This window comes from Pseudomonas sp. TZ252 (genome assembly GCF_056110345.1).
On the sequence record NZ_CM148566.1, the window covers coordinates 39,839 to 59,320 of the forward strand.

General features: G+C 67.1%; 22 protein-coding genes. 5 read left to right on the forward strand and 17 right to left on the reverse strand.

The features are described from left to right. Positions 1–23 precede the first annotated feature (23 nt). The 4 genes from fliK (at position 24) to ACYAF3_RS00210 (ending at position 2,950) form a co-directional block, all read left to right on the forward strand. Positions 24–1,502, forward strand: coding sequence for a flagellar hook-length control protein FliK (gene fliK, locus ACYAF3_RS00195; RefSeq protein WP_003083123.1), 1,479 nt, complete (start codon positions 24–26; stop codon positions 1,500–1,502). Beyond that, positions 1,499–1,834, forward strand: coding sequence for an EscU/YscU/HrcU family type III secretion system export apparatus switch protein (locus ACYAF3_RS00200; protein ID WP_003083121.1), 336 nt, complete (start codon positions 1,499–1,501; stop codon positions 1,832–1,834). The genes fliK and ACYAF3_RS00200 overlap by 4 nt, the downstream gene beginning before the upstream one ends. 100 nt (positions 1,835–1,934) lie before the next feature. Continuing rightward, on the forward strand, positions 1,935–2,489 hold the full coding sequence (locus ACYAF3_RS00205) for a GNAT family N-acetyltransferase (RefSeq protein ID WP_003083119.1): 555 nt from the start codon (positions 1,935–1,937) through the stop codon (positions 2,487–2,489). Positions 2,490–2,596: 107 nt separating this feature from the next. Beyond that, complete coding sequence (locus ACYAF3_RS00210; protein ID WP_003083115.1) at positions 2,597–2,950, forward strand: hypothetical protein; 354 nt, start codon at positions 2,597–2,599, stop codon at positions 2,948–2,950. A 65-nt stretch (positions 2,951–3,015) separates the two neighbouring features. On the opposite strand, the gene ACYAF3_RS00215 is transcribed toward ACYAF3_RS00210, so the two are convergent. The 4 genes from ACYAF3_RS00215 to ACYAF3_RS00230 form a co-directional block, all read right to left on the reverse strand. Continuing rightward, entirely contained in the window at positions 3,016–3,753 is a 738-nt protein-coding gene (locus tag ACYAF3_RS00215; RefSeq protein WP_058175483.1) for an SDR family oxidoreductase, read from the reverse strand. 133 nt (positions 3,754–3,886) lie between these two features. Next, positions 3,887–4,609 (reverse strand): purine nucleoside phosphorylase YfiH/LACC1 family protein, encoded by a 723-nt coding sequence (locus ACYAF3_RS00220; protein WP_003083110.1) that lies wholly within the window; start codon positions 4,607–4,609, stop codon positions 3,887–3,889. 59 nt (positions 4,610–4,668) lie between these two features. After that, positions 4,669–5,085, reverse strand: coding sequence for a hypothetical protein (locus tag ACYAF3_RS00225; RefSeq protein ID WP_003083108.1), 417 nt, complete (start codon positions 5,083–5,085; stop codon positions 4,669–4,671). A 90-nt stretch (positions 5,086–5,175) separates the two neighbouring features. After that, entirely contained in the window at positions 5,176–6,147 is a 972-nt protein-coding gene (locus ACYAF3_RS00230) for a helix-turn-helix transcriptional regulator (RefSeq protein ID WP_003083105.1), read from the reverse strand. A 108-nt stretch (positions 6,148–6,255) separates the two neighbouring features. Between ACYAF3_RS00230 and ACYAF3_RS00235 the strand changes: the two genes are divergently transcribed. Next, entirely contained in the window at positions 6,256–6,942 is a 687-nt protein-coding gene (locus ACYAF3_RS00235) for a glutathione S-transferase family protein (protein WP_016851829.1), read from the forward strand. A gap of 27 nt (positions 6,943–6,969) precedes the next feature. Here ACYAF3_RS00235 and ACYAF3_RS00240 read toward each other — a convergent pair whose 3' ends face one another. From ACYAF3_RS00240 to flhF, 13 genes are all read right to left on the reverse strand, one after another. Then, complete coding sequence (locus ACYAF3_RS00240; RefSeq protein ID WP_003083101.1) at positions 6,970–7,377, reverse strand: DUF2802 domain-containing protein; 408 nt, start codon at positions 7,375–7,377, stop codon at positions 6,970–6,972. A gap of 30 nt (positions 7,378–7,407) precedes the next feature. Continuing rightward, positions 7,408–7,887, reverse strand: coding sequence for a chemotaxis protein CheW (locus tag ACYAF3_RS00245; RefSeq protein ID WP_003083098.1), 480 nt, complete (start codon positions 7,885–7,887; stop codon positions 7,408–7,410). A gap of 45 nt (positions 7,888–7,932) precedes the next feature. Then, positions 7,933–8,823 carry a CheW domain-containing protein gene (locus tag ACYAF3_RS00250; protein WP_003083094.1) on the reverse strand — a complete coding sequence of 297 codons (891 nt, stop codon included), beginning with the start codon at positions 8,821–8,823 and terminating at the stop codon, positions 7,933–7,935. Positions 8,824–8,914: 91 nt separating this feature from the next. Further along, entirely contained in the window at positions 8,915–9,703 is a 789-nt protein-coding gene (locus ACYAF3_RS00255) for a ParA family protein (RefSeq protein ID WP_003083092.1), read from the reverse strand. A gap of 94 nt (positions 9,704–9,797) precedes the next feature. Further along, a complete protein-coding gene (gene motD, locus ACYAF3_RS00260) occupies positions 9,798–10,688 on the reverse strand; it encodes a flagellar motor protein MotD (RefSeq protein ID WP_003083090.1) in 891 nt (296 codons plus the stop codon). A 12-nt stretch (positions 10,689–10,700) separates the two neighbouring features. Beyond that, a complete protein-coding gene (locus tag ACYAF3_RS00265) occupies positions 10,701–11,441 on the reverse strand; it encodes a flagellar motor protein (RefSeq protein WP_003083089.1) in 741 nt (246 codons plus the stop codon). A gap of 88 nt (positions 11,442–11,529) precedes the next feature. Beyond that, positions 11,530–12,636 (reverse strand): protein-glutamate methylesterase/protein-glutamine glutaminase, encoded by a 1,107-nt coding sequence (locus ACYAF3_RS00270; protein ID WP_023110191.1) that lies wholly within the window; start codon positions 12,634–12,636, stop codon positions 11,530–11,532. Between the two features lie 53 nt (positions 12,637–12,689). After that, positions 12,690–14,951 (reverse strand): chemotaxis protein CheA, encoded by a 2,262-nt coding sequence (locus ACYAF3_RS00275; RefSeq protein WP_003114282.1) that lies wholly within the window; start codon positions 14,949–14,951, stop codon positions 12,690–12,692. Positions 14,952–15,151: 200 nt separating this feature from the next. Beyond that, positions 15,152–15,940 (reverse strand): protein phosphatase CheZ, encoded by a 789-nt coding sequence (locus ACYAF3_RS00280; protein ID WP_003083075.1) that lies wholly within the window; start codon positions 15,938–15,940, stop codon positions 15,152–15,154. Positions 15,941–15,959: 19 nt separating this feature from the next. Beyond that, positions 15,960–16,334, reverse strand: a complete 375-nt coding sequence (locus ACYAF3_RS00285) for a chemotaxis response regulator CheY (protein WP_003083073.1) — start codon at positions 16,332–16,334, stop codon at positions 15,960–15,962. Between the two features lie 101 nt (positions 16,335–16,435). After that, complete coding sequence (fliA, locus tag ACYAF3_RS00290; protein ID WP_003083070.1) at positions 16,436–17,179, reverse strand: RNA polymerase sigma factor FliA; 744 nt, start codon at positions 17,177–17,179, stop codon at positions 16,436–16,438. Then, a complete protein-coding gene (gene fleN, locus ACYAF3_RS00295) occupies positions 17,176–18,018 on the reverse strand; it encodes a flagellar synthesis regulator FleN (RefSeq protein ID WP_003083064.1) in 843 nt (280 codons plus the stop codon). Before fleN ends, fliA begins: the two co-directional genes overlap by 4 nt. Before the next feature lie 138 nt (positions 18,019–18,156). Beyond that, positions 18,157–19,446 carry a flagellar biosynthesis protein FlhF gene (gene flhF, locus ACYAF3_RS00300; RefSeq protein ID WP_003083061.1) on the reverse strand — a complete coding sequence of 430 codons (1,290 nt, stop codon included), beginning with the start codon at positions 19,444–19,446 and terminating at the stop codon, positions 18,157–18,159. Between the last annotated feature and the right edge of the window lie 36 nt (positions 19,447–19,482).

A 19,482-nucleotide genomic window follows, 5' to 3' on the forward strand; every position in this document is an offset into this window, starting at 1 on the left:
GCAACGCCCAGGCCGACGCCGAGATGACCCTGAAGCTGGTGCAGACCCTGGCCGGCCTGCTGGGCGAAGGCGAGTCGGGCAAGGCCGAGGTGCTGGCGGTCAAGGAAGGCCTGGCGAACAATTTCCAGGTCCTGCTCAAGCTGACCCTGGCGAACAGCGGGCAGAGCCTGGTGGAAGTGCAGAGCAATCGGCCGCTGGTGCCGGGCAACCTGCTCAACGTCAGCGCCACCAGCAACACCAGCGTGGTTGCAACCCTGCTCGACAGCATGGCCGGCGCTGGCCCGCTGAGCAGCCTCGACCTGGAGCAACTGCCGCCCGGCACCCTGCTCCAGGGCAAGGTCCTGTCCAGCACCGCGCTGCCGGCGGACAAGGCCCAGCAGGTGGTCTACCGGGTCCTGCTGAACCTGCTCAACACGCCGCTCGCCGGCAGCAAGCTGAGCCTCGACTCGCCCCAGGCGCTGCCGGTCGGCAGCCTGCTCACGGCGCTGGTGAAAAACAGCCAGCAGATCGACTTCCTGCCGCTCAGCGGACGCCTCGACCAGCTTGCGCTGGGCCAGCAACTGGCCGGGCAGAGCGCCCGCCAGGCTTCCCTGGAAGGCCTGTTCGCCGCCCTGCAGGGGCTGAACGGCCGCAACGACCTGCCGGACAGCCTGCGCCAGGCCGTGGAGCGCCTCTTCGCCGGCCTGCCGGAGGCGCAGAAGATGGGCGATTCCAAGCTGCTCGGCCAGGCCCTGCAGCAGAGCGGCCTGTTCCTCGAGGCGCGCCTGATGCAGGGCGCCACCGATCATCTCGGCCAGGACCTGAAGGCCAACCTGTTGCGCCTGTTCGCCCAGCTGTCGCCGCTGCCGCCGACCGGCGCCCAGGCGCCGGGCATGTTCGCCGGCAACACGGCGAACCTGGCCCAGGCGCTGCCGGCCTTTGTCCGCAACGCCCTGGGCAACCTGGGACAGAGCGCCAACAAGACCCAGGCACTGAACTTTCCCCTGCCGAGCAAGGTTCTCCAACTGTTCGACGAGGACATGGAACTGGAGTCACTGCTGCGCCTTGCCGCCGCGGCGATCTCCCGCCTGCAGACCCATCAGTTGTCGAGCCTGGCGCAGACCAGCACCCTGCCGGATGGCACCCAACTGGCGACCTGGCAGATGGAGGTGCCCATGCGCCATCAGCACTCGGTGGTACCGTTGCAGGTGAAGTTCCAGGAAGAACAGCGCAAGACCGGCGAAGAGGCCCGCGAAAGCCTCTGGCGCGTCGAACTGGCCTTCGACCTGGAGCCGCTGGGACCGCTGCACGCCCAGGCGACCCTGCTACGCGGCAGCCTGTCCAGCCAGCTTTGGGCCGAGCGAGACGCGACCGCGCGGCTGGTCGAGCATGAACTCGGCCACCTGCGCCAACGCCTGCGCGACGCCGGCCTGACCGTTGGCGAGATCACCTGCCAACGCGGCCGCCCGCCCCAGGGCCCGCGAGCGACCATCGAACAACGCTGGGTAGACGAAACCGCATGAACAGAAAGCAGTCACCCGCCCCGCGCCAGGCCATCGCCCTGAGCTACGACGGCCAGGCCGCGCCGACCCTTTCCGCCAAGGGCGACGCCGAACTGGCCGAGGCGATCCTGGCCATCGCCCGCGACTACGAGGTACCGATCTACGAGAACGCCGAGCTGGTCCGCCTGCTCGCCCGCCTGGAACTCGGCGACGCCATTCCGGAAGCGCTGTATCGCACCATCGCCGAGATCATCGCCTTCGCCTGGCACCTGAAAGGCAAGTGTCCCGAGGGATTCGCGCCGGACGCCGCGGATGGCAACCAGATGCTGCTACTCGGCGGTCCCGGCGACTGAGCCAGCCCGCACGGCGAAACATCCGCACGCACATCAGCTCCAGGACCTCGCCGCTGCGCGCTAAGCTGCGCAGCCTCCGACCTCGGCAAAGGAGCGCCCGATGAACTTCGTCTTTCCCCACCCGTTGGACACCCCGCGCCTGCGGCTACGCACTTTCCGAGAGGAAGACGCCGCGCCGCTGTTCGCCATGATGTCCGACCCGGAAGTCATGCGTTACTGGAACACACCGCCGTGGACGACCCCTGCGCAGGCCCGCGAGGCGATCCTGCGGGACAGCCAGGCGCTCGTCGACGGCGAATACCTGAACCTGGCCATCGAGCGTCGAGAAGACGGCCAATTGCTCGGCAGTTGTATCCTCTTCCATTTCGAGAAAGGCTCGCGCCGCGCCGAACTCGGCTACTGCCTGGCACGTGCAGCCCAGGGCCGGGGTTACATGGGCGAGGCGCTGCGCAGGCTGCTGGCGTTCGCTTTCGATGAAATCGACCTGAACCGCCTGGAGGCGGAGATCGATCCGCGCAACCGGCCTTCGGCCGCCAGCCTGGAGCGCCTGGGCTTCCGCCAGGAGGGCCTGCTCGCACAACGCTGGATCGTTTCCGGAGAAGTCTCCGACTCGGCGCTCTACGGATTGCTCGCCGAGCACTGGCGCAACCGCTGAAGGAGGAACCACCGGCAGGGCCCGCCATCCGTCGCTTTCCACAGAACCTGTCGTTCGCGCAACGGTCTTTAGACGGCACACCACATGCCTGCGGAGGCATCCCTCAAATGAAAAAACATACCCTGTTCGCCGTAGCTGCTCTCGGCCTGCTGTTCGCGGGCAGCACCCTGCTGCCTGGCGAGCTTTCTCCTGTCGGCTCCGCCTATGCCAAGGGCGGAAATGGCGGCGGCAACGGTGGCGGTCATGGCGGCGGTCATGGCGGCGGCAAGGGCGGCAGCCATGGCGGCAACCTCGGCGGCCACTCCAGCAAAGGCCATGGTTCAGCCACCTCCGGCATCGCCAGCTCCCGCGACAGCCGCGGGCTGTCGCAGGCCAGCGCGATCTCCGCCACCACCCCCGGCGATCACAACAGCAAGGGCTTGAGCAACGCCATCGGCTCCTCGACCAAGAACGACCGCTGACCGCCAGTGGCGACCACGAAAAAGCCGGCCTTCGCGCCGGCTTTTTCGTGCCCCGCCCACACGGCTCAGGCGAAACCGCCGTTGACCCGCAGCACCTGGGAATTGACCCAGGCCCCGTCCGGCCCGGCGAGGAAGGACACCGCCGCGGCGATCTCGTCCGGCTCGCCGAGACGCTCCAGCGGCGCCAGCCTGGCGATCTGGTCGATCTGTTCGGCGCTCTTGCCGTTGAAGAACAGCTCGGTGGCCACCGGGCCGGGCGCCACCGCGTTGACCCTGATGTCCTGGCCGCGCAACTCGTTGGCCAGCACGTGCACCAGCCCCTCGACCCCGGACTTGGACGCGATGTACGGACCGTAGCTGGGCAGCGCCCGGGCGATCACGCTGGTGGACAGGGCGATGATCCGTCCGCCGCGCTCGACATGCCGGGCAGCCAGGCCGAACACGATGAAGGCGCCGCGCAGGTTGGTGCGGATCACCCGGTCGAAGCCCTCCAGGTCGCCGTCGGCGATCTTCAGGTAGGGCATCGTGCCGGCGCTGTTGACCACCACGTCGATGCGGCCGAAGGCGCTCCTGGTGGCTTCGAACAGCTTGTCCATGTCCTCCGGGCTGGCCACGTCGCCCTGTACGGCGATGGCCGTGCCGCCGGCGGCGACGATTTCGGCCACGACCTCGTCGGCCATGGTCTGGTTGCCGGCATAGTTGACCGCGACCGCGAAACCGTCGGCGGCCAACCGCCGGGCAATGGCGCGACCGATGCCGCGGGAGGCGCCGGTGACGATGGCGGCTTGGGTGATGTCAGGCATGCTGGGACTCTCCTGGAATGAGCGTGGCGACAGCCACGCATCGACAGGGAAAGTCTAGAAGCCGGGTATTGGCGGATAAACAGCAGACAACCGTCATGACTATCCAGGATTTCCGGACAATACCGATACGCGGTCACGGCTTGCGCGCGATCCAGGCGTACTGCTGACGCTTCTCCTCGCCCAGGCGCTGGCGTCGGCGATGACTGGCGAACGCATCGCCGGAACAGTAGGTGCAGACGGCGCTGGCTTCGATCTGCGCCGGCCCGACGCCGGCGGCCTGGAACAACTGGCGACAGAAGGCCACCAGGTCCAGCCAGGCGCCCTGCTCCGCCTGCCTTGGCTCGGGCGGAGCGAACCGGGGCGGCCGCTCGGGGAGCGGACGACGCTGGCTCCAGGGCGGCACCGCGCCCTCCCAGAGGCGGCCGTGGCCGACCTGCAACGCCTCGATGAACCCGGCACTCACCTCGTAGCAGCAGGCTTTGATCCCGGGACCGATGGCGACCCGGATGTCCGCGCTGGCGACGCCGCGCGCATTGAAGCGCGCCACCGCCGCGCCGACGATACCGGCGACGAGCCCCTGCCAGCCGCCATGCAGGGCGGCCACCACCCGACCGTCGCGACTGCTCATGAGAATCGGCAGGCAGTCCGCGGTGACCACCGCGACCGCCAGCGGCCCTTCGCTGAAAACGCCGTCGGCGGCATGCCGTCCCGATTCCGACAACGAGCGCGCGTCGACGATCTCGGCGCCATGCACCTGCCGGCAATGGAATATCCGCTCGGAGAGTGCCTGGCCGGCTTGCTGGAAGCCATGCTCGATGCCTTCGATCGCCTTGAGGATGTCGGCCTGGACGGTCATGCGCTGTCTCGCCATGGAAGGTTGGAAAACGACCTTACCTCATCTTCCCGGAAGCCGCCTCAGGCGATGCCGCGCAGGAGGTCGGGGCAGCCGCGATCACGCTTGATCAACGCGGCCAGGGCGACCTGGCCCAAAGGCCGGTCGGACACCGCGCCGATGCTCAGGCCATGGCCTCTGCTCCACTCGAACAACAGGCGCTTCTCGCGGCAATCGAGTTCGCCCACCAGCAGGAAGCGCCGGATGCTGCCGCTGCGTCCCAGCATCGCCAGCGTGCCCTTGCAGCCCTGGTCCAGGCGGAATCCGTCGTAGAGGCAATAGTCGTACGGGTAACCCTGGTCCAGGGAGCGCCGCAGCTCCCGTCGGTCCAGGCACAGGCTCAGGTGGAAGTAGCCGCAGCGGTTGAACAGCGCTCCGTACCTGAGCAGACGGCCGGGGTTGGCGCACAGCACCATGGCGCGCAGGGGTATTGCAGGCATCCTTGTGGCCTCCTGGAAACGTGCGGGTTGACCAGGACCGATTCTAGAAAGCGACAGCCGCGCAATTAATAGGACTTTTCCTCTAAATGCCTACCTGTGATCCGAAGCTTCCTCCTGGCCCAGGTTACGCAGGACACGCTCGGCCTGGCGCCTCAACGGCTCGCGCAACTCCAGCGGCTGCCTGACCTCGAAGTCGAACGGCAGGCCGCACAGGCGCCGGGCGAACCAGTCCAGGTCGTCGGTGCTGGCGCGCAACAGCGTACCGCCATCGACCTCGGCGAGCAGACCGAGGGGCTCGCCGAGCACCGCGACCACCTGCTCCCTCGCCGCCCGCATCAGGATTTCCACCGGGTAGGCGCGCGGCATCCGGGCGAAGCTCTCCCGCAGGTGGCGGAGGGTATCGAAATCCGCCGGTCGCTCGAAGCGCTCCGCCAGCATGCGCGGCGCGTCCAGGCGATCGAGACGGAACGAGCGCAACGCCTGGCGCAGGTGGCAGAAACCGCTGACGTACCAGCAGCCGTTGCGATAGGCCAGGCCGTAGGGATCGAGTTGGCGGAGGGTTTCGGCGCCCTGCGGGTCGCGATAGCGGAACTCGACCCGCGCACGGACCTGGGCGGCTTCGGCGAGGGTCGCCAGCGCCGCCACACTGGTTCCCGCCCGGGCGCGGGCCAGGTCCAGGCTGGCGGTCTCGCGGAGCGCCACGAGGCGCCGCCGCAGCGCAACGGGCATCACCCTGCTCAGCTTGGCCTGCGCACTTTCCAGGGCCAGCTCGCTTTCGCCCAGGCCGAGACTGCGCACCGCCAGCAGGCCGAGGGACACGGCCAGGGTTTCCTCCGCGCTGAACATCAGCGGCGGGAGCTTGAAACCGGCCACCAGGCGGTAACCGCCATGGCGTCCGCGCTCCGCCGAGATGGGTATGCCCAGCTCCTCGAGGGCGACGATATAGCGACGCAGCGTCCGTCCATCCACCTCCAGGCGCCTGGCCAGCTCGCTACCGCTGAGCTGGCCGTGGCTCTGCAGCAGTTCGAGCAGGGCGAGCACGCGCACCGTGGGCTTGGACATTTTTCGATCCACCGGAAAAAACAGGACCGAATATAGCCTATATCCCCCCTACCCTGCGTTCAGCCCGGTTGCGATGCGCAACGTGCGTTACCTGAACGGAGATGGAAAATGGAACCTGTACTGTTTTATGGCGTACCCCACGGCTGTTCCTTCGGCTCGATCGTGGCCCTCGAGTGGCTCGGCCGCCCCTATCGCCTGTGTCGGATCGAGATGCCGCTGGAGACCGGCGAGCGCACCTACGTGCGCCTGAACCCGGCTCGCCAGACGCCCACCCTGCTCCTGGAGGACGGCCGCGCGCTCAGCGAAAGCCTGGCCATTCTCCAGCACCTGGCGGCGCGCGACCTGTGCAGGAAGCTCGGTTATCCGCAGGGCAGCGCCGAGTTCGACGAACTGAACTTCGCCCTCGCCCTCCTGCATACCGAATGCCATTCGGCCTGGGGAGCCCTGTTCTATCTGGAGGACGCCGACGCAACCACGACGGCAAGGGCACTGACGCGCGCGGCGCGAGCCTATGGCCGGATCGACAAGCTGCTCGGCGACCGCAAGTGGCTGGCCGGCGAAGGGCCGAGCGTGGCCGACGCCTACCTCGCGGGTACCGCTCGCTGGGGACGGGAGCTGGGCTACTTCGACCTGCAACACGACTTTCCGCGCCTGCATCGACACCTGGAGAAGCTGGAGCAGGACCCGGCGGTGCGCTTCGCCCATGCCATCGAGGATCGCCTGCCGGCGCAGAGCTGCGGGGAGTTCAGGGGAGAGGCGACACTGGCAGAAGTGGCGAGCCGCCTGCTCGCCTGAAAAGCGCCAGCGCCGGGCCGGCGACCGTCACTTGCCCTTGGCTTCGTGCAGGCGCGCCACCAGCTCGGCCTCGGCCTGCGACAGACCGCAGGCCTGGGTCAGGTCTTCGGCGCTGGCGCCGAGCCCGACCAGGCGTGCGGCCTGGCTGAACGACAGCGTGGTCGGATCGCGCTGCTCCAGGCGCGCGACCCGGTCGGGAAGCGGCGCGAGTTGCTTGCCGAGGTCCTGCAAGGCCTCGCCCATGCGCACGTTGACCTGCTGGTAGGACTCGATGCGCTTGCTCAGCTCCTTGAGCCGGCGCTCGCGCGCGGCGCCCTCCTCCGCCTGCTGCGCCAGCGCAGCTTGCAGGCGGCGCAATTCACGGCGCAGCCACAGGCACGCCGCCGCCAGGCCGAGGCAAGCGGCGAGCGCCAGTGCCAGCGCGACGACCTCCATCTCAGCAGGCCCTCGTGTCGGTAGAACGCATCAGATGCTGCCCAGCTCCGACCATTCTTCCTCGGTCATCATCTTGTCCAGCTCGACCAGGATCAGCAGCTCGCCGTTCTTGTTGCAGACACCCTGGATGAACTTGGCCGACTCTTCGTTGCCGACGTTCGGCGCGGTCTCGATTTCCGACTGCTTCAGGTAGACCACCTCGGCGACGCTGTCGACCAGGATGCCGACCACCTGCTTGTCCGCCTCGATAATGACGATCCGCGTGTTGTCGCTGACCGGCGCAGGGTCCAGGCCGAAGCGCTGGCGGGTGTCGATCACCGTGACCACGTTGCCGCGCAGGTTGATGATGCCCAGCACGTAGCTCGGCGCACCCGGCACCGGGGCGATCTCGGTGTAGCGCAGCACCTCCTGGACCTGCATCACATTGATGCCGTAGCTCTCGTTGTCCAGGCGGAAGGTGACCCACTGCAGGATCGGATCTTCGGCGCTTTGCGCGGTGGCTTTGCTCATTCCCCTAACCTCTCGAAAACCGCCGCAAGTGGCGGAAGCTGTCTATCAATGGTCGCCGTGCAGGCGCTTGACGGCGCCGCTGGCGATCAGTTCGGCGAGCGCCGCCACATCCAGCAGCGCACACATGTGTTCGATGACCGTGCCGGCCAGCCAGGGCCGCTGGCTACGCTGGCTGCGCCATTTCACCTCGGCCGGGTCGAGGCGGATCGAGCGGCTCACCTGGTGCACCGCCAGCCCCCACTCGTAGCCCTGGACCGAGATCACGTACTTGAGGCCGTCGCGATAGTCGTCGCGGTAGCGTTCGGGCATCACCCAGCGTGCGGTGTCCAACACCTTCAGGTTGCCCGCCTGCGACGGCAGGATGCCGAGGAACCAGTCGGGCTGGCCGAACAACGGGGTCAGTTCCTGGTTCTCCAGCGGATAGATCGAGCCGAGGCACACCAGCGGCACCGCCAGGGTCAGCCCGGCGACGTCGAACAGCAGGCACTCGAAGGGCTCCGCCGCCCAGGCCGGACGACCGTCGTCGAGCAGCGGCAGGTCGAGCAGCGGCGGCTCGCCGACGCTCGCCGGGGCGCTCGGCACGCGCAACTCGATGACTTCGTGGGGCCGTGGCTCGACCGGCAGCTCGCGCAACGTCGTCGGTTCGTCGAGCAGGGCCGCCGGCGCCGGCGGAACCAGGCGCGCATCGCGGACCTGCTCCTCGAGCACCGCGGCCTCGAACTCGTCGAACCCGTGGTCGACCGGCAGCGTTTCCAGCGCCGGGGCCGGTGTCGCCACTTCGGCGACCGCCAGCGCGACAGGCTTCAACGGCGCGGGCGCAGGCGCTGGCGGCGTCTCGACGAGAGGTTCCAGGTCCTCGAAAGTGGCCTCCTGGAGCAACGCATCCAGGTAGGACTGCAAGGCCAGTTGCGAACGGGTGGCGGTGGCGGCGCTCATGTGGGTATTCCGCGACAGGGGTCTACAACGGTTATCGGCCGCACTCCGGTGCGGCTTGAATGCGCCTGTCGGCGCGGCGACCGGCGCGCCATCAGGCCACCCGGGTGGCCGGCTGCTGCGCCAGCAGATGCTTGAGCAAGGCGCGGTAGGCGATCACCCCGCGACTCTTGCCGTCGTGCTGCGACGGCGTGACCCCGGCCCGGCTGGCATCGCGCAGGCGGGTATCGATGGGAATGAACGCCTGCCACAGGTTGTCCGGGTAGTTCTCGTTGAGAATCCGCAGCGTGCTCAGCGAAGCCTGGGTCCGCCGGTCGAACAGCGTAGGTACGATGGTATAGGGCAACGCCTGTTTGCGCGACCGGTTGATCATCGCCAGGGTGTTGACCATCCGCTCCAGCCCTTTCACCGCGAGGAACTCGGTCTGCACCGGGATCACCAGGTGCTGGCTGGCGGCCAGGGCGTTGACCATCAGCACGCCGAGCAGCGGCGGGCTGTCGATGATCGCATGGTCGAAATCCTGCCAGAGCTGCGCCAGGCTCTTCGAGACCACCAGGCCGAGACCGCTCTTGCCCGGCGACTGGCGCTCCAGGGTGGCCAGCGCGGTACTCGACGGCAGCAGGGAAATGCGTTCGTTGCTGGTGCTGCGCAGCAGCGAGGCCGGCAGCCCCTCGGGGACGTTGCCCTGGTGCAGGAACAGGTCGAAGGCGCTGTGCTCGAGGGTGTCCGGGTCATAGCCGAAATAGCTGGTCATCGAGCCGTGGGGGTCCAGGTCGACCACGACCACGCGCTTGCCGGCATCCGCCAACAGGCCGGCCAGGGCGATGGACGAGGTGGTCTTGCCGACCCCTCCTTTCTGATTGGCGACTGCCCAGACTTTCATTGCTCTACTCTTCCTGGCATGGGTCTACCCGGTTGGGGCCGCGCTAATGGCCAGTTCGGCCCCGGCGCCCGTACGCAAACCATGGTTCGCGCGCTCATGGCGAAGGCGACGGGGAATTGACGGTTGCCGGCGCGGGCGCCGGCGTACCGCCAGTATCTGCAGCTTGCGTGCCAGCTGCCGAGCCTGCGTGGCGGAGCGCCGAATCCGGTTGCGCCTTGCCGCTGCCGACCCCGCTGACGCTGCGTCGCACCTCCAGGTTGCGCGAGATCACCAGCACCACCCGGCGATTCTTCGCCCGCCCCTCGGCGCTGGCATTGTCCGCCACCGGCTGAAATTCACCATAGCCCACCGCAGCCATCCGCGACGGCTCGACCCCATCGTTGCCGAGCAGGCGGACGATGCTTGCCGCCCGCGCCGCCGACAGTTCCCAGTTGGTGGGATAGCGCGGGCTATGGATCGGCACGTCGTCGGTGAAGCCCTCGACATGGATCGGGTTCTTGTAGGGCGCCAGGATCTTGGCGACCTTCTCGACGATATCGAAGGCGGCATCGTTGGGCAGCGCATCGCCGCTGGGAAACAGCAGGCTGGAATTGAGAGTGATCTCGATCCACAGCTCGTTACCGCGCACGCTCAACTGGTCGGAGGCGATCAAGTCGCCGAAGGCATCGCGCACGCTGTCGGCGATCCGCTCCAGCGAGTCGGCGCTGGCCGCATTGTCGCTGGGCTGCTCCTCGACGCTGGTGCGCTCCGGCTCGGTGGTGCGCGGCCGCTCGTCGCCGATGGGAATCGGCTTCAACGAGCGGTCGGGCTGGTTGAACACGCCGGTGAGGGTCTCCGAGAGGATCTTGTACTTGCCCTCGTTGATCGAGGAAATCGAATACATCACCACGAAGAAGGCGAACAGCAGGGTGATGAAGTCGGCATAGGAAACCAGCCAGCGTTCGTGGTTCTCGTGTTCCTCCTGGTGGCGACGGCGGCGCTGCATGCTCGGCTCCGGTCAGTCCATGAAGCCTTGCAGCTTCAACTCGATGGAACGCGGGTTCTCGCCCTCGGCGATGGACAGCAGGCCCTCCAGGAGCATCTCGCGGTAGCGCGACTGGCGCAGTACCAGGGTTTTCAGCTTGTTGCCGATCGGCAGCAGGAGCAGGTTGGCGAAGCCGACGCCATAGATGGTGGCGACGAACGCCACGGCGATGCCGCTGCCGAGCTGCGCCGGGTTGGCCAGGTTGCCCATCACATGGATCAAGCCCATTACCGCGCCGATGATGCCGATGGTCGGCGCATAGCCGCCCATGCTCTCGAACACCTTGGCGGCCTGCAGGTCGCGACTTTCCTGGGTGAACAGGTCGACCTCGAGGATGCTGCGGATGACTTCCGGCTCGGCGCCGTCCACCAGCAGTTGCAGGCCCTTGCGCGCATAGGGATCGGGCTCCGCATCGGCGATGCTCTCCAGGCCGAGCAGGCCTTCCTTGCGCGCGGTCATGCTCCAGGAGACGATCCGGTCGATTCCCCCGGAAAGATCCTCGCGCGGCGGGAAGAACACCCAGCCGAGCATGCCCAGGCCGCGCTTGAGCACGTTCACCGGGGTCTGCAACAGCGCCGCGGCCAGGGTGCCGCCGATCACGATCAGCGCCGCCGGACCGTTGAGCAGGGCCCCCGCGTGGCCGCCCTCGAGAAAGTTTCCGCCGACGATGGCGACGAACGCCAGGATGATCCCGACCAGGCTGAGCACATCCATCAGCGCGTCCCCTCGGCTCGGCGAAGGCGCGCGCAGGTCGTCACGTGGGTGGCCATCGAAGGCAGTCTCCTCATTCCTGCACGCACGCTTACTGGCACGCCTCGACCAGGTGCCGGCCGATGTCGTCGAGCCCGTACACCGCGTCCGCCAGGTTGGCCTTGACCACGGCCATCGGCATCCCGTAGATCACGCAACTGGCCTCGTCCTGCGCCCACACCTGGCTGCCGCCCTGCTTGAGCAGGCGCGCACCCTCGCGTCCGTCGGCGCCCATGCCGGTGAGGACCACCGCCAGGACCTTGTCGTTGTAGGCCTTGGCCGCCGAGCCGAAGGTCACGTCGACGCAGGGCTTGTAGTTCAGGCGTTCGTCGCCGGGGAGGATGCGCACCGTGCCGCGGCCGTCGACCATCATCTGCTTGCCGCCCGGCGCCAGCAGCGCCAGGCCGGGACGCAGGATGTCGCCGTCCTCTGCTTCCTTGACGCTGATCCGGCACAGCTTGTCGAGGCGCTCGGCGAAAGCCTTGGTGAAGGCCGCCGGCATGTGCTGGATCAGCACCAGCGGCGCCGGGAAGTTGGCCGGCAACTGGGTCAGCACCCGCTGCAAGGCAACCGGTCCACCGGTGGAGGTACCGATCGCGACCAGCCGGTAGGCCTTGCGCTTCGGCGCCGCCGAGGTCGACGCCGGGGCCGGCGACGCGCCGGCACCAACACGCGCGCTCGCGCCGACGCTGGAGGACGACGCCGGCGCATGGCTGGACGAGGTGGCCGAAGGCAGCGGCGGCAGGCTGATCGAGCGACGATTGCTACGGGCGATGGTCAGGACCTTCTCGCAGAGCAACTGGCGGACCTTGTCCGGGTTGCGCGAGATGTCCTCGAAATTCTTCGGCAGGTAGTCGACCGCTCCAGCGTCCAGTGCATCCAGGGTCACCCGCGCGCCCTCGTGGGTCAGCGAGGAGAACATCAGGACTGGGGTCGGGCAACGCTGCATGATGTTGCGTACCGCGGTGATGCCGTCCATCAGCGGCATCTCGTAATCCATGGTGATCACATCGGGTCTCAGGGCCAGCGCCTGCTCGATGGCCTCGCGGCCATTGGTGGCGGTGCCGACCACCTGGATCTGTCCATCGGCGGAGAGAATCTCCGAGACACGGCGGCGGAAGAACCCCGAATCGTCCACCACCAGGACTTTGACTGCCATAGCTACTCCTCAGAGGGCGACGCTCCTGCGCCGCCGGAAACCCATACGCGGCGTCAGATGCGCCGTGCGTAACGCTTGAGCATGCTCGGCACATCGAGGATCAGGGCGATGCGCCCGTCCCCGGTGATGGTGGCGCCCGCCATGCCGGGGGTGCCCTGCAACATCTTGCCGAGTGGCTTGATCACCACTTCTTCTTGTCCCACCAACTGGTCGACGACGAAACCGATGCGCTGGGTGCCGACCGACAGGATCACCACGTGTCCCTCACCCTGCTCTTCGTGGGCCGCACTCGGCACCAGCCAGCGCTTGAGATAGAACAGCGGCAAGGCCTTGTCGCGGACGATCACCACTTCCTGGCCATCCACGACATTGGTGCGCGACAGGTCAAGATGGAAGATTTCGTTGACGTTGACCAGCGGGAAGGCGAACGCCTGGCTGCCCAGCATCACCATAAGGGTAGGCATGATCGCCAAAGTCAGCGGCACCTTGATGACGATCTTCGAGCCGGACCCCTTCTGCGAAAACACGTTGACCGTGCCGTTGAGCTGGGAAATCTTGGTCTTCACCACGTCCATGCCGACACCGCGGCCGGACACGTCGGAAATCTCAGTCTTGGTCGAGAAACCCGGGGCGAAAATCAGGTTGTAGCACTCCAGGTCGGTCAGGCGGTCCGCCGCATCGCGCTCCAGCAGGCCCTTCTCCACCGCCTTGTTGCGCAGCACCTCGGCGTCCATGCCCTTGCCGTCGTCGGTGATCATCAGGAGGATGTGGTCACCCTCCTGCTCCGCTGACAGCACCACCTGGCCGACCCGCGGCTTGCCGGCGGCCTCGCGCTCCTCCGGACTCTCGATGCCGTGGTCGACGGCGTTGCGCACCAGGTGCACCAGCGGATCGGCGAGGGCCTCGACCAGGTTCTTGTCGAGGTCGGTCTCTTCGCCCACCAGCTCCAGGTTGATCTCTTTCTTCATGTTCCGCGCCAGGTCGCGAACCAGGCGCGGGAAGCGGCCGAAGACCTTCTTGATCGGCTGCATACGGGTCTTCATCACCGACATCTGCAGGTCGCCGGTGACCACGTCGAGGTTGGCCACGGCCTTGGCCATGGCCTCGTCGCCACTGTTCAGGCCCAGGCGCACCAGGCGGTTACGCACCAGCACCAGCTCGCCGACCATGTTCATGATCTCGTCGAGACGCGCCGTATCCACCCGCACGGTGGTCTCCGCCTCGCTTGCCGCGGGCCTGTCGGGCGCCGCCGGACGCGCGGCGGCGGCCTTGGCCGGAGCGACCGGTTTCGCCGCGGGACTCTTCGCCGCGATGTTCTTGGCTACCGCCGCGGCGGCCGCCACGGCCTCGGAGGCGCCGTTGAACTTGCCCTTGCCGTGCAGTTCGTCGAGCAGCGACTCGAACTCGTCGTCGCTGATCTCATCGCCGCCCGCGGCGGCCGGCGCCTTGCCCTGCTCCGCCGGCGCAGCCGCTGGAGCCGCGGCAGCCGGTGCGGCGGGTGTGCCGGCGGCTTCCGGGACATCGCCGAACTTGCCCTTGCCGTGCAGTTCGTCGAGCAGCGCCTCGAACTCGTCGTCGCTGATATCGTCACCAGCGGCAGCCGCGGCCGGCTCGACCGCCTCGGCGGGGACTTGCGCAGGCTCGGCCGAGACCGCCGGCGGCACGAACTTGCCCTTGCCGTGCAACTGGTCGAGCAACGCCTCGAACTCGGCGTCGCTGATCTCGTCGCCAGCGGGAGCCGCGGGCGCTTCTGCAACGGCGGAGGCCGGCGCTTCGTCGCCCTGCAGAGCATCCAGCAACTGCTCGAACTCGTCGTCGGTGATATCGCTGGAGGCACTCTGCGCGGGCGCTTCCGGCGGCGCCGCAGGCTCGGCTGGCGGAACGGCCGCCGGCGGCGCTTGCACAGGTTCCGCGGGCTCGGCGCCCTCGGGCTCGGCCAGGCGGGCAAGGGCCGCCAGCAGCTCGGGCGTCGCCGGGGTCGGTTCGGACTGCTCGCGTACCTGGTCGAACATCGCGTTGACCGTATCCAGCGCCTGCAGCACCACATCCATCAGTTCGGAGCTGACGCGCCGCTCGCCCTTGCGCAGGATATCGAAGACGTTTTCCGCAATGTGGCAGCATTCCACCAGCGCGTTCAGCTGGAGGAAGCCGGCACCGCCCTTGACCGTATGGAACCCACGGAAAATGGCATTGAGCAGGTCCATATCGTCCGGCCGGCTCTCCAGCTCGACCAGTTGCTCGGACAATTGCTCGAGAATCTCGCCGGCCTCAACCAGGAAGTCCTGGAGGATTTCTTCATCGGCGTCGAAGCTCATTCGGCTGCTCCCAGAGACGTGTTACTCGAAAGGATCGGCAGGACCGCTGTCCTGCCGGAAATACCGGCCCGGCTTTCCGGACCGACTTCAGCCCGCCCGCCGGGATCACCGGCATGACGAAGGCTGTGCCAGCAGCCCGCGGATGCCAGCGTTCAATGCTTACTTAACGGCAGCGATGCCGCAGTCTTGAGCCGGGCGGGTCAGAAACCCAGGCTGGACAGCAGATCGTCCACGTCATCCTGCCCGGACACCACATCCTCTCGTTTTTCCGCGGCGACCTGCGGCCCCTCGCCCTTGGCCGAACGCTCCAGCGCGGCCTGGTGGCGCATGCTCACGTGGTCGTGCTCGATCCCGGCGTAACGGTCCACCTGGCCGGCCATCCAGACCAGCTTCACGAGGTTGCTCTCGACCTCGGTGACCAGCTTGGTGACACGCTTGATCACCTGGCCGGTCAGGTCCTGGTAATCCTGCGCCAGCAGGATGTCATTGAGCTGCGAGGACAACTGGCCGGCGTTCTCGCCGCTGCGCACGAGGAACTGTTCGATGCGCTTGGCCAGCTCGCGGAAGCCGTCAGCGTCGATTTCCCGGCGCATGAAGCGTTGCCACTCCTGGTGCAGCTCCCGCGAATCGTCGCCCAACTGGTTGACCAGCGGGGCGCTCTGCTCCACCAGGTCCATGGTCCGGTTGGCGGCCTTCTCGGTCATTTCCACCACGTAGGAAAGACGATCGGTGGCATCGGCGATCTGCGACATTTCCTGCGCGTGGGGGGAATGCGGGTCGATCTGGAAATCGACGATGGCGTTGTGCAGTTCGCGGGTCAGCTTGCCCACTTCCTGGTAGAGGCCACGGTCCCTGGCCTGGCTGAGCTCCTGGATCAATTGCACCGCCTGCTGGAAGTGCCCCCGTTCGAGACAGTCCACCAGTTCGCGCGCATGTTTTTTCAGGGTCGATTCGAATTCGTCGCCCGTGGAATCGTTACCAAGCACCATGACACCCTCTTGGCCGGCTTCAGCCGTTGACCCGCTCGAAAATCTTCTCGATCTTTTCCTTCAGGACCTGAGCGGTGAAGGGTTTGACCACATAGCCGTTGACCCCGGCCTGGGCCGCTTCGATGATCTGGTCGCGCTTGGCCTCGGCGGTGACCATCAGCACCGGCAGATGCTTGAGGCGCTCGTCGGCGCGAACCGCGCGCAGCAGATCGATGCCGGTCATGCCCGGCATGTTCCAGTCGGTGACGAGAAAGTCGAAATTGCCGCTGTGCAGCATCGGCAGCGCCGTGGTGCCGTCGTCGGCCTCGGCGGTATTGGTGAAGCCCAAGTCCCGCAAGAGGTTCTTGATGATGCGTCTCATCGTGGAAAAGTCGTCCACGATGAGAATTTTCATGTTCTTGTCCAAGTAAACCTCCGTACAGACCAGAGCGCGCCCCAGGGGACGCGCCACACATTCTTTTGCGTTAACGGTTACAAGCTGCGGTCGAGGCCGGTTCAGGCCGACCGCCAATCGGCCAGGCGCGCGCGCAAACGCGCGGCGCACTGGCTGTGCAACTGGCTGACCCGCGATTCGCTGACGCCCAGTACCTCGCCGATCTCCTTGAGGTTGAGTTCCTCGTCGTAATACAACGCCAGCACCAGGCGCTCGCGCTCCGGCAACTTGGCGATGGCATCCGCCAGGGCCGCCTGGAAACGTTCGTCGAGCAGGCCGTGGATCGGTTCGTTGTGACTGAGGCTGGTGTCTTCCGGCAATCCATGTTCGCCGTCCTGCAACAGGTCGTCGAAGCTGTACAGGCGGCTGCCCTGCGTGTCGCTGAGGATGCCGTAGTAATCTTCGAGGCTCAATTGGAGTTCGGCAGCAACTTCGTGATCTTTAGCGTCGCGTCCGGTTCTCGCCTCGATCGCGCGGATCGCGTCGGTCACCATGCGCGTGTTGCGGTGCACCGAACGCGGCGCCCAGTCGCCCTTGCGGACCTCGTCGAGCATGGCCCCGCGGATGCGGATGCCGGCATAGGTCTCGAAGCTGGCGCCCTTGCCGGCGTCGTATTTCTTCGCGGCCTCGAGCAGGCCGATCATGCCGGCCTGCATCAGGTCCTCCACCTGCACGCTGGCCGGCAGGCGGCCGAGCAGGTGATAGGCGATGCGCTTGACCAGTGGTGCGTAACGCTGGATCAGTTGCTCCTGGGAGTTCTGCGCTTGCGCCTTGCTATACATACGCACTCCAGAGGCCGCTGTCATACGGCCGAACCTGTCGCGGGGTGTTGGACCAGTCGTTCGACGAAGAACTCCAGGTGCCCGCGCGGGTTGGCCGGCAGCGGCCAGCTATCGACCTTCTGCGCGACCGCCTTGAAGGCCAGGGACGCCTTCGAGCGGGGGAATGCCTCGTATACGGCTCGCTGTTTCTGCACGGCCTTGCGTACCGACTCGTCGTAAGGGATGACACCTACATACTGTAGTGCGACGTCGAGGAAACGGTCAGTGACCTTGGTCAGTTTGGCGAACAGGTTGCGTCCTTCCTGCGGGCTGTGGGCCATGTTGGCCAGGACCCGGAAGCGGGTCATGCCGTGGTCGCGGTTGAGCAGTTTGATCAGGGCGTAGGCATCGGTGATCGAGGTCGGCTCGTCGCAGACGACCAGCAGCACCTCCTGCGCGGCGCGGACGAAACTGACCACCGAATCGCCGATCCCGGCGGCAGTGTCGACGACCAGGACATCGAGGTTGTCGCTGATATCGCTGAACGCCTGGATCAGCCCCGCATGCTGCATCGGCGAGAGGTGCACCATGCTCTGCGTGCCGGAGGCCGCGGGAACGATGCGCACGCCACCGGGACCGAGGAGGAGGACATCGCGCAGTTCGCAGCGTCCCTCGATCACGTCGGCCAGGGTGCGCTTGGGCGTGAGTCCCAGCAGGACGTCGACGTTGGCCAGGCCGAGGTCGGCATCCAGCAGCATGACGCGACGGCCGAGATCGGCCAGAGCCAGTGCCAGGTTCACCGACACATTGGTCTTGCCGACGCCGCCCTTGCCGCCAGTTACTGCGATCACCTGTACGGGATGCATGCTACCCATCTGCTTCATACCTTGTGTTGTCGTCTTCCCGGAACGCCCCTTCCAGCGCTCTCCGGTATTGGCGGGAACGATGCGCCATCGCTCCCGGCCCGGCGGAAGCCACCTTCGCTTCCGTCACCCGCGCCACGCGCGGTTCTTCCCACATCCTCAGCCGGCACGCCGCGCCGGTTGCTGGTAGAGCCCGGCGAACATCTCGGCCATGGCGTCCTCGCTGGGCTCTTCCGGTGCCTGCAGGCTCACCGCCCGGCTGACCAGTTGGTGACTGCGCGCCACCTGCAGGTCGTCCGGAATCCGCGGCCCATCCGCCAGATAGGCTACCGGGAGACGCTGGGCGATAGCCAGCGCCATCGATTCACCGAGGCTGCCCGCCTCGTCCAGCTTAGTCAGGATGCAGCCCGCCAGCCCGCAGTGCCGATAGGTCTGGTAGGCCGACTTGAGCACCTGGCTCTGGCTGGTGGTGGCCATCACCAGGTAATTCTTCACGTTCAGGCTCGGCGACGCCAGTGCCTCGAGCTGCATGCGCAATGCCGGGTCGCTGGCCGGCAGGCCGGCGGTATCGATCAGCACCATGCGCTTGCGCGCCAGCGGCGCCAGGGCCTGGATCAGCGACTGGCCGGGATCGACCAGGGTCACCGGTACGTTGAGGATCCGACCGAGGGTCTTGATCTGCTCCTGGGCGCCGATCCGGTAGCTGTCCATGCTCACCAGCGCCAGGCTCTGGGCGCCGTACTTGAGGACGTAGCGCGCGGCCATCTTCGCCAGGGTGGTGGTCTTGCCGGCACCTGCCGGGCCGACCAGGGCCAGTACGCCGCCCGCGTCGAGCGGGTCCTGCTCGGGGGTCTGCACGGCACGCGACAGGTGCGCCAACAGCATGCGCCAGGCCTGGCGCGTATCGCCCACCGCGGCGACCCGCTCCAGCAACGGCTTGCTCAGCTCCGCCGGCAAGCCCATGCGCTGCAGGCGCCGCCAGAGATTGGCCTGCTGCGGACGCTGGTGCTGCAACTGGCCCCAGGCGATGGAACCCAGTTGTACCTCGATCAGCTCGCGCAGGCCGTTCAGTTCGAAACGCATTGCCTCGAGGGTCTGGCCGCCCGCCTGGGGCTTGGCCTGCGCCGCCGTCATGGACTCGGCCAGGGACGGACGCGCCGGCTTCTCCTCGGCGAACAATTGACGGTCCTTGCGCTGGGTTTCCGCCGGACGCGCCGTCAACTCGGCGCGCGCCTCTGCGATCCGCGCCTGGGTCTTGCGCAGCTCCACTTCCAGCGCCGGGTTGGGCTTGCTCGGCGCCGGCGGGGCCTGGTAATCCAGCGCCGCGGTCAGCTCGATGCCGCCGGCGACCCGGCGGTTGCCGAGAATCGCGGCGTCCGGACCCAGTTCGTCGCGGACCAGTTTCATGGCCTGGCGCATATCGGCGGCGAAGAAGCGTTTGACTTGCATTGCCCGAACCCCTCAGTTCAGTAGTCTTGCCGGCAA

Coding starts and splice junctions, on each gene's coding strand:
- ACYAF3_RS00275 (WP_003114282.1), bottom strand. CDS start 14,951: ATGAGCTTCGACGCCGATGAAGAAATCCTCCAGGACTTCCTGGTTGAG.
- ACYAF3_RS00210 (WP_003083115.1), top strand. CDS start 2,597: ATGAAAAAACATACCCTGTTCGCCGTAGCTGCTCTCGGCCTGCTGTTC.
- ACYAF3_RS00270 (WP_023110191.1), bottom strand. CDS start 12,636: ATGGCAGTCAAAGTCCTGGTGGTGGACGATTCGGGGTTCTTCCGCCGC.
- ACYAF3_RS00220 (WP_003083110.1), bottom strand. CDS start 4,609: ATGACCGTCCAGGCCGACATCCTCAAGGCGATCGAAGGCATCGAGCAT.
- ACYAF3_RS00255 (WP_003083092.1), bottom strand. CDS start 9,703: ATGAAAGTCTGGGCAGTCGCCAATCAGAAAGGAGGGGTCGGCAAGACC.
- ACYAF3_RS00280 (WP_003083075.1), bottom strand. CDS start 15,940: ATGGTGCTTGGTAACGATTCCACGGGCGACGAATTCGAATCGACCCTG.
- ACYAF3_RS00285 (WP_003083073.1), bottom strand. CDS start 16,334: ATGAAAATTCTCATCGTGGACGACTTTTCCACGATGAGACGCATCATC.
- ACYAF3_RS00205 (WP_003083119.1), top strand. CDS start 1,935: ATGAACTTCGTCTTTCCCCACCCGTTGGACACCCCGCGCCTGCGGCTA.
- ACYAF3_RS00235 (WP_016851829.1), top strand. CDS start 6,256: ATGGAACCTGTACTGTTTTATGGCGTACCCCACGGCTGTTCCTTCGGC.
- fleN (WP_003083064.1), bottom strand. CDS start 18,018: ATGAAGCAGATGGGTAGCATGCATCCCGTACAGGTGATCGCAGTAACT.
- ACYAF3_RS00225 (WP_003083108.1), bottom strand. CDS start 5,085: ATGCCTGCAATACCCCTGCGCGCCATGGTGCTGTGCGCCAACCCCGGC.
- fliA (WP_003083070.1), bottom strand. CDS start 17,179: ATGACAGCGGCCTCTGGAGTGCGTATGTATAGCAAGGCGCAAGCGCAG.
- ACYAF3_RS00230 (WP_003083105.1), bottom strand. CDS start 6,147: ATGTCCAAGCCCACGGTGCGCGTGCTCGCCCTGCTCGAACTGCTGCAG.
- ACYAF3_RS00240 (WP_003083101.1), bottom strand. CDS start 7,377: ATGGAGGTCGTCGCGCTGGCACTGGCGCTCGCCGCTTGCCTCGGCCTG.
- ACYAF3_RS00215 (WP_058175483.1), bottom strand. CDS start 3,753: ATGCCTGACATCACCCAAGCCGCCATCGTCACCGGCGCCTCCCGCGGC.
- ACYAF3_RS00250 (WP_003083094.1), bottom strand. CDS start 8,823: ATGAGCGCCGCCACCGCCACCCGTTCGCAACTGGCCTTGCAGTCCTAC.
- ACYAF3_RS00265 (WP_003083089.1), bottom strand. CDS start 11,441: ATGGATGTGCTCAGCCTGGTCGGGATCATCCTGGCGTTCGTCGCCATC.
- motD (WP_003083090.1), bottom strand. CDS start 10,688: ATGCAGCGCCGCCGTCGCCACCAGGAGGAACACGAGAACCACGAACGC.
- ACYAF3_RS00200 (WP_003083121.1), top strand. CDS start 1,499: ATGAACAGAAAGCAGTCACCCGCCCCGCGCCAGGCCATCGCCCTGAGC.
- flhF (WP_003083061.1), bottom strand. CDS start 19,446: ATGCAAGTCAAACGCTTCTTCGCCGCCGATATGCGCCAGGCCATGAAA.
- fliK (WP_003083123.1), top strand. CDS start 24: ATGACCCTGAAGCTGGTGCAGACCCTGGCCGGCCTGCTGGGCGAAGGC.
- ACYAF3_RS00245 (WP_003083098.1), bottom strand. CDS start 7,887: ATGAGCAAAGCCACCGCGCAAAGCGCCGAAGATCCGATCCTGCAGTGG.